The sequence below is a fragment of the Flagellimonas baculiformis genome, assembly GCF_033441575.1.
Lineage (GTDB): Bacteria > Bacteroidota > Bacteroidia > Flavobacteriales > Flavobacteriaceae > Flagellimonas > Flagellimonas baculiformis.
Genome location: NZ_JAUZVW010000008.1, coordinates 205,933 through 215,625, shown reverse-complemented (window position 1 = coordinate 215,625; position 9,693 = coordinate 205,933). Strand labels below are relative to the sequence as shown.

Genomic DNA, 9,693 nt, shown 5'->3' with positions numbered 1-9,693 from the left:
TTTCGGGGTTTTATTATACCTAAATATACGAATTAATTATCTGATAATCAAATAATTATGTCGCTTCTGAACGTGCCCGGTTTTAACCTTGTTTTGTTCTCGATACAATTTTTCTCTCGAAAAATCACTCGAACTGACAATTTCTTACGGTAAAATCACTATCAAATTTGAAACCAATCCTGTTATACCCACAACTTTTATATTGGTAAAGTTTCAATTTGGGCGCTGGTACAGAAGTTCCGGATTGGCCTCTTTGTGCTTTTTGCACAGCCGCTGTTGTTGTTTCACGGTGAGGGTGCTTCCATCATGGCTCCAACCGGGAGGGCCAAAAATATACATGAGTTTGTGTGAAAGCTTGTCCACTTTTTTCACATCGTTCCAAATATCCTTGAACTCATGGGTCAAGATGACCATTGGGTTATAGGAATCCGGCGAATGGATCACTCCGTATTTCACATCGATATCATCATCCAACTCTTTCCACGTGCCGAACATCTTATCGAAAATACTGAGAAAGCCACCGTGGTTCTTGTCCAAGTATTCCACATTCTGGGCGTGGTGCACCTGGTGCATGGTGTGCGTGTTCATAAACTTTTCCAGAAAACCCAATTTGGGCACATAGACGGAATGTAACTGAAACTGCCATAAGGCTTCGATACCCAAGCAGACCACCACCATTTCGGGTGGGAAACCTATGGCGGGCAACCATGCATAGAAAAACGGTTTGTAGAGAATGGTGAACCATCCGTTACGAACGGCGGTCCCTAAATTGAAGTTGTCCGAGGAGTGGTGCACGATATGGGCGGCCCAAAGGATGCGGATTTCGTGGTTGGCCCTATGGAACCAATAATAAGTGAAATCATCGGCCACTTGGCAGATGATCCAAACATACCAGGCATAACCAAAAGATTCATAGCCCAAAAAATTGGTCCTTACCCCATTGACCACAGGGTTGCAGAGCTCATAAACACCCTCGAACAGGACTATGGCAAAGGCCACTTTGAACAGTGGGCCCAAAATGGCAGATCCCACTCCCATAAAGCCGCTGGCGGCCAAATCTTTCCAATTGTAAATGTGGTCGTCACCATGTGCCTTGCTGTATGTCAACTCCAGTAAAATAAAGGCAATAAATACGGGTACGCCGTAAACCAGCGGGTTGGTGAAATCCATAAAGAGGTTTTAAGATATCTGTTTTAGATGTGTATATATAACTCCTGCGACAAAATAGGTAGAAAAAGCGTCAAAACAAAGTGGTTTGATCAGAAGTGTCATTATTTGTTTCGATATCGTCATTGGGGTCATCTATGGACTCTTCATCCACCACTTCGATATCTTCTGTGCGCATTTCTTCGGGCTCTTCAAAAGGCAAAGGCTCCAACACGTTGATGTTCTTTACTTTTTCCGGGGTCAATTGATTACCCAAAGCCTTGATTCCTTTGATGGATATGAATTCTTCCACATTCACCTCCAAATTGGGTTTGGCATCTTTTCCACGGGGTTTCATAAATTCAACTTCCAGAACGGGCCTCCAGTCCGTGGTGACCAGTTCCATAAAGGATTTTGGATGTTCCGAGATGACCAGTTCTTCCTTGTTGGGGCTTTCGACCAAAAAGCGTTTGAGATAATAGCGTTCTTTTTCCCCTTCGTAATGCACAACGGAAATGGGTTTATTGGGGTTCCATTTTTCCAGGACCACCATAGTGTCGCTAAAACGCGTGAGCAGGTCGGGCAGTATGGTCTTCACCGTGCCTTTTTGGTCAATGACCAGTAAAAGATCATCGCCCTTGAACTCCCCGAGGAGTTCACCCCTTCCGTCCACGTTCAATCGGCTGACAATATCATCGAACCAAATCTTTCTGGGTTTGAGGGTGGACACTCCTTTTTCCTTCAATTCGATGCGCTTGACGGGATATTTGGTGACCAGATTCCCTTTCGATGCACGTCCTTTGATAAGCACATCGGCAAAGTCGAGGTCCCATTTCAATTTTTTAATGCTGCCGGATTGGCGCAGCAATACGGTGACCACTTCGGCCTCCCCATTGGGGTTTGCTGAAAAATAGAGCACCTCAGCCGAAGGATTTTCGCCCGCCAAGGGATACATTTTGTCGCGGGTGATGCTGGTGACATTGAACCGCTTGATGTAACTTGGCCCGCCCTTGCCTTCTTTGTAGATCATGTTGTACACCGTGCGCTTGTCCTTTTTCTTGAACACGGCCACATGGATGATGTTCTTGCCCACAAAGACCTTGGAATCCACCTTAGTGACCATCATCTCCCCTTTTTCGGTAAAAACGATCACGTCGTCAATGTCACTACAATCCGCCACATATTCGTCCCTTTTCAAAGAGGTTCCAATGAATCCTTCTTCCCGGTTCACATAGAGTTTGGTGTTGCGGATGACCACTTTGGTGGCCTCTATGTCATCAAAAATCCTGATCTCTGATTTGCGCTCCCTGCCATCGCCATATTTCTTCTTGAGTTCCTTGAAGTAATCGATCGCAAACTCCACCAAATGTTCCAAATGGTGCTTGGTCTGAGCTATTTTTTCATCAAGGCTCTCGATGAGCTGTTGGGCCTTTTCCAAATCGAATTTGGAAATCCGCTTGATCCGGATCTCGGTCAGCCGGACAATGTCTTCTTCGGTCACTGCCCTTTTGAGGTGTGTGGTATGTGGTTTCAGACCTTTGTCAATGGCGGCGATCACGCCTTCCCAGGTCTCTTCTTCTTCAATGTCCCGATAGATCCTGTTCTCGATGAAAATGCGTTCGAGGGACGCAAAGTGCCACTGTTCTTCCAGTTCACCCAACTGTATTTCAAGTTCTGCTTTAAGTAGTTCCACGGTATTATCGGTGGAGCGTTCCAGCATTTCCTTGACCCCGATGAACAAAGGTTTGTTGTCCTCGATGATACAGCCCAACGGTGAGATGGAAGACTCACATGCCGTAAAGGCATAGAGGGCATCAATGGTCTTGTCTGGGGACAATCCTGGGGGAAGATGGACCAATATTTCCACTTCTGCCGCGGTGTTGTCCTCTATTTTCTTGATTTTGATCTTGCCTTTTTCGTTGGCCTTCAGTATGGAGTCGATCAAACTGGAGGTGTTGGTCCCGTAGGGAATCTCGTTGATGACCAAGGTATTTTTGTCCAAGGTCGATATTTTGGCCCGGACCCTTACCTTTCCGCCCCTCATACCATCATTGTAGTTGGTAACATCGATAATCCCTGCAGTAGGAAAATCAGGATAGAGGGTAAATCGTTGTCCTTTTAGGTGCTTGATGGAGGCATCAATCAATTCCACAAAATTATGGGGCAGTATTTTGGTGGAAAGCCCCACGGCAATTCCTTCGGCCCCTTGCGCCAACAGCAACGGAAATTTCACGGGAAGGTTGACGGGCTCCTTTTTCCTTCCGTCGTAAGAAAGTTGCCATTCCGTGATCTTGGGACTGTAAATCACCTCCAAGGCAAACTTGGAAAGCCTTGCCTCGATATAACGGGGTGCTGCTGCCCCATCCCCTGTCAGGATATTTCCCCAGTTTCCTTGGGTGTCGATTAGTAAGTCCTTTTGGCCGATCTGTACCATGGCATCGGCAATACTGGCATCGCCATGGGGGTGGTACTGCATGGTGTGGCCCACCACATTGGCCACTTTGTTGTACCTGCCATCATCCAATTCTTTGAGGGAGTGCATGATCCTTCGCTGCACGGGCTTGAACCCGTCCTCGATGGCGGGCACTGCACGTTCCAGGATCACATAGGAGGCATAGTCCAAGAACCAGTCTTTGTACATGCCCGTTACCTTCACTAAACTGTCTTGGGAATGGTCGGGATTCCCTAAGCCTTCATCGTTCAATTCTTCGTTCTCTTCCATTTAGAAGGATGTGCATTTATTTGTTCTATAGTTGGTTTTCTTCAACGAGGTCGAGTTCTACTTTAAGGTTGTTTATGATGAATTCCTGCCTGTCCGGAGTGTTTTTTCCCATGTAGAACTCCAAAAGGTTGTCTATGCTCATTGCCTTGTCGAGCATTACGGGTTCCAGACGGATGTTGTCACCAATGAAATGCTTGAACTCATCAGGAGAAATTTCACCCAATCCCTTGAACCTTGTGATTTCCGGTTTTCCTGTCAATTTTGTGATGGCATTCCTTTTCTCCTCTTCACTGTAGCAATAGATGGTCTCTTTTTTGTTCCTCACCCTAAAAAGTGGGGTCTGCAAAATGTAGAGGTGGTTTTCCTTGATCAATTCCGGAAAAAACTGGAGAAAGAAGGTGATCAATAACAAACGGATGTGCATCCCGTCCACATCGGCATCGGTAGCGATCACGATATTGTTGTACCGCAGGTCTTCCATGGATTCTTCGATGTTCAATGCGGCTTGCAACAGATTGAACTCCTCGTTCTCATAAACGATTTTTTTGGACATGCCGTAGGAATTCAACGGTTTACCGCGAAGGCTGAACACGGCTTGGGTGTTCACGTCCCTTGACTTGGTGATGGATCCGGATGCGGAATCGCCCTCGGTGATAAAAAGGGTACTCTCCAATCGTCGGTCGCTTTTCATATCCTGAAGATGAACACGGCAATCGCGTAATTTTTTATTGTGAAGACTGGCTTTTTTGGCGCGCTCACGGGCCAATTTTCGGATTCCGGACAGTTCTTTGCGCTCCCGCTCCGCTTGAACGATTTTGCGCTGAAGTGCTTCCGCTGTCTGGGGATTCTTATGCAGGTAATTGTCCAGATAGGTGCCCAGAAAGTCATTGATATAGGTGCGGACCGTGGGCAGGTCGCCGCCCATATCGGTGGAACCGAGTTTCGTCTTGGTCTGACTTTCAAAGACAGGCTCCATCACCTTGATGGAAATGGCCGAAATGATGGACTTCCGAATATCCGAAGCATCATAGTTCTTGCCGTAAAAATCGCGGATGGTCTTCACCACGGCTTCCCTGAACGCTGCCTGGTGCGTTCCGCCCTGTGTGGTATGCTGCCCGTTCACAAAGGAATGGTACTCCTCGCTGTACTGGGTCTTGCTGTGGGTCATGGCCACTTCGATATCCTCCCCTTTCAGGTGAATGATCGGGTAGAGGAAATCGTCCTCGTTGTTGTTGTCCTCCAACAGGTCCTTCAACCCATTCTCGGACTGATATTTTTCCCCATTGAAAATAATGGTGAGCCCGGGATTGAGGTAAACGTAATTTTTGAGCATGCGTTCCACATACTCGTTCCGATATTTGTAATTTTTGAAAATGGTATCGTCCGGCGTAAAACTGATCTTGGTACCCCTTCTTCGGGAGGTCTCTTCCAACAGTTCTTCATTGACGAGGTTTCCAATATGGAACTCTGCCGATTTGGATTGCCCATCCCGATTCGATTCTACCTTAAAAAATGTGGAAAGGGCATTGACCGCCTTGGTTCCCACCCCGTTCAATCCGACAGATTTCTTAAAGGCACGGGTGTCGTATTTGCCCCCGGTGTTCATTTTGGAGACCACATCCACCACTTTGCCCAACGGAATGCCACGGCCATAGTCCCGCACATTCACCAAATTATCCTTTATGGTGATCTCGATGGTTTTCCCTGCACCCATGACAAATTCATCGATACAGTTGTCTATCACTTCTTTGAGCAATATGTAGATACCATCATCTGCGGACGACCCATCGCCCAATTTACCAATGTACATACCAGGTCGCATACGAATATGCTCCTTCCAATCCAGGGAACGGATATTATCCTCTGTATACTGGGTTTCTGCCATGAATCTATAAGGGTTAATCCTTGCTAATATAAAATTTAGGGGCAAAAATTCAGGCGAAGAACCAAGAAAGTAATCAACAATGAAAATTGTCAATTGTTAATATACATTAAGCCTTAGCCCTCTTTTTTTGCTGTATGGAGAGGTAGGTGACCCCAAAAATCACCACCATCATCCCAAGTAATTGCCAATACGTCAATCTTTCGTCCAAAAATACAAAAGCCAAGAGTATGGTGGAAACCGGACCTAAGCTTCCCAAGATGGAAAAATTGGAGGCCCCCAAGCGTTCTATGGATGCCGAGACCAGAAAAGAAGGGATCAAAGTGGCCAAAATGGCCATGGCAATGCCGTACAGATAAACCGGCAGTGGATATTCCCAAAGTTGCCAGTTTCCTGCAATGAGGTAATGCAAAAGGATACATCCCGTGGAAACGATCATGGCATAACATGTGAACCGCAACATCCCAAATTTGGGAATCAGCCAACCACTGCCCACCAAATAGGAAGCGTAGGTGATGGCGCTCAACAGCACCAAAAAACCGCCCCACAGCACACCGTTCCCGCTGATGTCCAATTCACTCCAAAAGGTGATGACCACACCTAGGTATGTAATGATGATCGCTACGGTCTGGACTTTGGTAATTTTCTGTTTGAAAAATAGCCAAGAGAGAAATACGACAATGGTGGGATATACAAACAGAATGATCCGTTCCAAGCCGGCCTTGATGTAATTCAGCCCCAAAAAATCAAAATAGCTGGCCAAGTAATAGCCCACAAAACCGAAAAGGAACAACCAGGCATAATCCTTTGGTTTAATTTGGACGGATGGTCTTTTCTTTCGGATCAGAAAAAGGATGATGAGATAAAACGGAAGCGAAAAGATCATCCGGAACAAGAGCAGATCCAAGGTGTCCACATGGTATTCGTAGGCCAGTTTGACCATAACGGCCTTTGAGGAAAAGAGGATCACCCCAAAAATCCCATAGAAAATACCCAAGCCTTTGTTTGACATATATCAAAGCTATGCTTGGTACAAATTTATAGCGAACGGGAATGGATGGAATTACAACGGTCAGTGTTTACACATTGAACCTAAAGTGCATGATATCACCATCTTTCACAATGTATTCCTTGCCCTCTACCCGCATACGGCCAGCTTCCTTCACTTTGGATTCGCTACCGTATTTGATATAGTCATCATACGAAATGACCTCGGCTCGGATAAAGCCTTTTTCAAAATCGGTGTGGATGACCCCGGCAGCCTGGGGAGCAGTGGCGCCAACGGGAATGGTCCATGCCCTTACCTCTTTGACACCTGCGGTGAAATAGGTTTCCAGGTCCAATAATTTATAGGCACCGCGGATCAGTTTGGCGGAACCTGGCTCGGAAAGGCCCAAATCTTCCAGGAACATCTGGCGCTCTTCATAGGTTTCCAATTCGGTGATGTCAGCCTCGGTCCCTACAGCCAGAAAGATGACCTCGGCATTTTCATTGGCTACGGCTTCCTTCACCTTTTCCACATAGGCATTCCCATCTACAGCAGAACCTTCGTCCACATTGCAGACATACATTACGGGTTTGTCAGTAATCAATTGCATGGGTCTGACGTATTCGTCACGATCTTCTTCACTGATTTGTATGGCACGGACCGAAATTCCGGACTCCAGGCCTTGTTTGATGGTGTTGAGTACGGCTTCTTCCTTTTGGGCTTCCTTGTTCCCGGTTTTGGCGGCCCTTTTTACCTTGTCCAGTTTCTTGTCCACACTTTCCAGGTCCTTCAGCTGGAGCTCCATATCGATGGTCTCCTTATCGCGGATAGGATTTACGGAACCGTCCACGTGAACGATATTGTCATTGTCAAAACAGCGCAACACATGTAGGATGGCATCGGTCTCACGGATATTGCCCAAAAACTGGTTGCCCAAACCTTCACCCTTGCTGGCCCCTTTCACCAGACCTGCAATGTCCACAATCTCCACTGTTGCAGGTACCACACGCTCTGGATTGACCATGGATTCCAATTTTTCCAAACGCTGGTCGGGCACGTTCACCACGCCAATGTTGGGTTCTATGGTACAAAATGGGAAGTTGGCACTTTGTGCTTTTGCATTGGAAAGGCAATTGAACAAAGTTGATTTTCCTACGTTGGGCAATCCTACAATACCGGCTTTCATTGAATACTATCTATTTTGAGGCTGCAAATATAAGTTGAAGTTTTGGTATAGGGACTTAAAATCCTTTAAGTAAAAGATAGATGCCGATACCGAACAGTGCAATGATTCCCAGAATGGCCACCAAGGACAGGATGCACCCTGCCTGTTTCCAGACGCCGCTATATTCTTTCTCTGTTTCTTCCATAAAAAAACCCCGAACTACGGTCCGGGGCTAAATTACATGTTTTTTATTGCTTATCCGTTCGGGTGCATGAACTTCTGTTTGCCCAAAAGTTCCTCTTCGCTTTCCACATGGTCCTCATCGGGCACACAGCAATCCACTGGGCAGACCGCTGCACATTGGGGTTCTTCGTGGAAACCCTTGCACTCCGTACATTTGTCAGGAACAATATAATATATTTCATCACTGACGGGCTCTTGCACCTCTTCGGCATTCACTGCCTTTCCGTTGGGCAGGACCACATCCCCCTCAAGGGAAGTCCCATCACTGTACCTCCATTCGTCAGCTCCCTCGTATATTGCGGTATTGGGGCATTCCGGCTCGCAAGCACCACAGTTTATGCATTCATCTGTTATAATTATCGCCATAATTTTCCTTTCCTTTTGGGTTGATTCTTTTCAGCATGCTTACTTTTGACAAAAATAAACCCTAGTAATTTAGTGTACAAATATAATGACACCGTATATGGAAACCATCCAAGCTTTTGTTAAACTCGGAAAACACCTAACGGATTTTTGTGAAAAATGTTATTCGAATGATGGAAATTTGGATGCGGATTTCAACGAAGTCGTCACAAGGGCCGGGCAGATGAACGGTTGGTTCACCAAGGACAATATCCTGCATGCACTGGCGCAGTGGGGAGCCTTGTTGACCGAAAAAAACCTTGCGGATTGGCTGTCCCGCTACCCTATTGAGAAAACCACTTCTCCGAAAACGGTGGGCATTGTGATGGCGGGAAACATCCCACTGGTGGGATTTCATGATTTTCTGTGTGTGCTGCTTTCTGGAAACAATGTATTGACCAAACTGTCGTCCAACGATAAGGTGTTGTTACCCTACCTCGCACACTATTTGATACAACAAGAACCCTCGCTGGCCACTCGAATTAAGTTTACGGAAGGCAAAATGGAAGGTTTTGATGCCGTCATAGCCACAGGGAGCAACAATACCAGCCGCTATTTTGAATATTATTTTGGGAACAAACCGAACATCATCCGAAAGAACCGGAACTCGGTCGCCATATTGACGGGCAAGGAATCTGCCGAAGAACTGACCGCCCTTGGTGAGGATATTTTCAGGTACTACGGTCTGGGCTGTAGAAATGTGTCCAAGATCTATGTGCCGAAGGGATATGATTTTGAACCTTTTTTCAATGCCATTTTCTCGTATAAAGACATCATTGACCAGCATAAGTATGTCAATAATTACGATTACAACAAGGCGGTATATCTGATGAGTGATTTCAAGATTCTGGACAATGGCTTTTTGATATTGAAGGAAGATGATGGACAGGCCTCCCCTATTTCGGTACTTTTTTATGCATATTATGATTCGGAAGAAACACTGGCGAAGGAATTGAACGCACAGGAAGAACAGATCCAGTGCATTGTTTCCAAAAATAGTGGCATCGGTTTTGGCGACACCCAAAAGCCGGCCCTCCACGACTATGCCGATGGTGTGGACACCATGGAATTTCTGTTGAAACTTTGATTTAGATAGTATTAGCCTGAAATTTGTCAGTTCGAGTGGTTTTTCTAAAGAAAAACTG

Annotated in this window: 8 protein-coding genes; 1 reads left to right on the top strand and 7 read right to left on the bottom strand. The window is 46.1% G+C overall.

Going from position 1 to position 9,693, the window contains the following annotated elements; genetic code table 11:
* Nucleotides 1–213 precede the first annotated feature (213 nt).
* The 7 genes from SD450_RS13005 to SD450_RS12975 all read right to left on the bottom strand — a co-directional run bounded on the left by SD450_RS13005 (nucleotide 214) and on the right by SD450_RS12975 (nucleotide 8,512).
* Nucleotides 214–1,170 (bottom strand): sterol desaturase family protein, encoded by a 957-nt coding sequence (locus tag SD450_RS13005; protein WP_318344881.1) that lies wholly within the window; start codon nucleotides 1,168–1,170, stop codon nucleotides 214–216.
* 70 nt (nucleotides 1,171–1,240) lie between these two features.
* Nucleotides 1,241–3,868: a DNA gyrase/topoisomerase IV subunit A gene (locus tag SD450_RS13000; protein WP_318344880.1), complete on the bottom strand. Its 2,628-nt coding sequence runs from the start codon at nucleotides 3,866–3,868 to the stop codon at nucleotides 1,241–1,243.
* A 25-nt stretch (nucleotides 3,869–3,893) separates the two neighbouring features.
* Nucleotides 3,894–5,753 (bottom strand): DNA topoisomerase IV subunit B, encoded by a 1,860-nt coding sequence (locus SD450_RS12995; protein WP_318344879.1) that lies wholly within the window; start codon nucleotides 5,751–5,753, stop codon nucleotides 3,894–3,896.
* Between the two features lie 106 nt (nucleotides 5,754–5,859).
* Nucleotides 5,860–6,762, bottom strand: coding sequence for a DMT family transporter (locus SD450_RS12990; RefSeq protein ID WP_318344878.1), 903 nt, complete (start codon nucleotides 6,760–6,762; stop codon nucleotides 5,860–5,862).
* A gap of 67 nt (nucleotides 6,763–6,829) precedes the next feature.
* The gene (ychF, locus tag SD450_RS12985) at nucleotides 6,830–7,924 is read right to left on the bottom strand and encodes a redox-regulated ATPase YchF (RefSeq protein WP_318344877.1); all 1,095 of its coding nucleotides are present in this window, start codon (nucleotides 7,922–7,924) and stop codon (nucleotides 6,830–6,832) included.
* Between the two features lie 55 nt (nucleotides 7,925–7,979).
* A complete protein-coding gene (locus tag SD450_RS12980) occupies nucleotides 7,980–8,108 on the bottom strand; it encodes a hypothetical protein (RefSeq protein WP_318344876.1) in 129 nt (42 codons plus the stop codon).
* A 50-nt stretch (nucleotides 8,109–8,158) separates the two neighbouring features.
* Nucleotides 8,159–8,512 (bottom strand): 4Fe-4S dicluster domain-containing protein, encoded by a 354-nt coding sequence (locus SD450_RS12975; protein WP_318344875.1) that lies wholly within the window; start codon nucleotides 8,510–8,512, stop codon nucleotides 8,159–8,161.
* A gap of 97 nt (nucleotides 8,513–8,609) precedes the next feature.
* Here SD450_RS12975 and SD450_RS12970 point away from each other — a divergent pair, with 97 nt between their 5' ends.
* Complete coding sequence (locus SD450_RS12970; protein WP_318344874.1) at nucleotides 8,610–9,635, top strand: acyl-CoA reductase; 1,026 nt, start codon at nucleotides 8,610–8,612, stop codon at nucleotides 9,633–9,635.
* Nucleotides 9,636–9,693 lie beyond the last annotated feature (58 nt).

What these genes read in the sequence shown, in the direction of transcription:
- ychF (WP_318344877.1), bottom strand. Translation starts at nt 7,924, where the DNA reads ATGAAAGCCGGTATTGTAGGATTGCCCAACGTAGGAAAATCAACTTTG.
- SD450_RS12980 (WP_318344876.1), bottom strand. Translation starts at nt 8,108, where the DNA reads ATGGAAGAAACAGAGAAAGAATATAGCGGCGTCTGGAAACAGGCAGGG.
- SD450_RS12975 (WP_318344875.1), bottom strand. Translation starts at nt 8,512, where the DNA reads ATGGCGATAATTATAACAGATGAATGCATAAACTGTGGTGCTTGCGAG.
- SD450_RS12970 (WP_318344874.1), top strand. Translation starts at nt 8,610, where the DNA reads ATGGAAACCATCCAAGCTTTTGTTAAACTCGGAAAACACCTAACGGAT.
- SD450_RS12990 (WP_318344878.1), bottom strand. Translation starts at nt 6,762, where the DNA reads ATGTCAAACAAAGGCTTGGGTATTTTCTATGGGATTTTTGGGGTGATC.
- SD450_RS13000 (WP_318344880.1), bottom strand. Translation starts at nt 3,868, where the DNA reads ATGGAAGAGAACGAAGAATTGAACGATGAAGGCTTAGGGAATCCCGAC.
- SD450_RS12995 (WP_318344879.1), bottom strand. Translation starts at nt 5,753, where the DNA reads ATGGCAGAAACCCAGTATACAGAGGATAATATCCGTTCCCTGGATTGG.
- SD450_RS13005 (WP_318344881.1), bottom strand. Translation starts at nt 1,170, where the DNA reads ATGGATTTCACCAACCCGCTGGTTTACGGCGTACCCGTATTTATTGCC.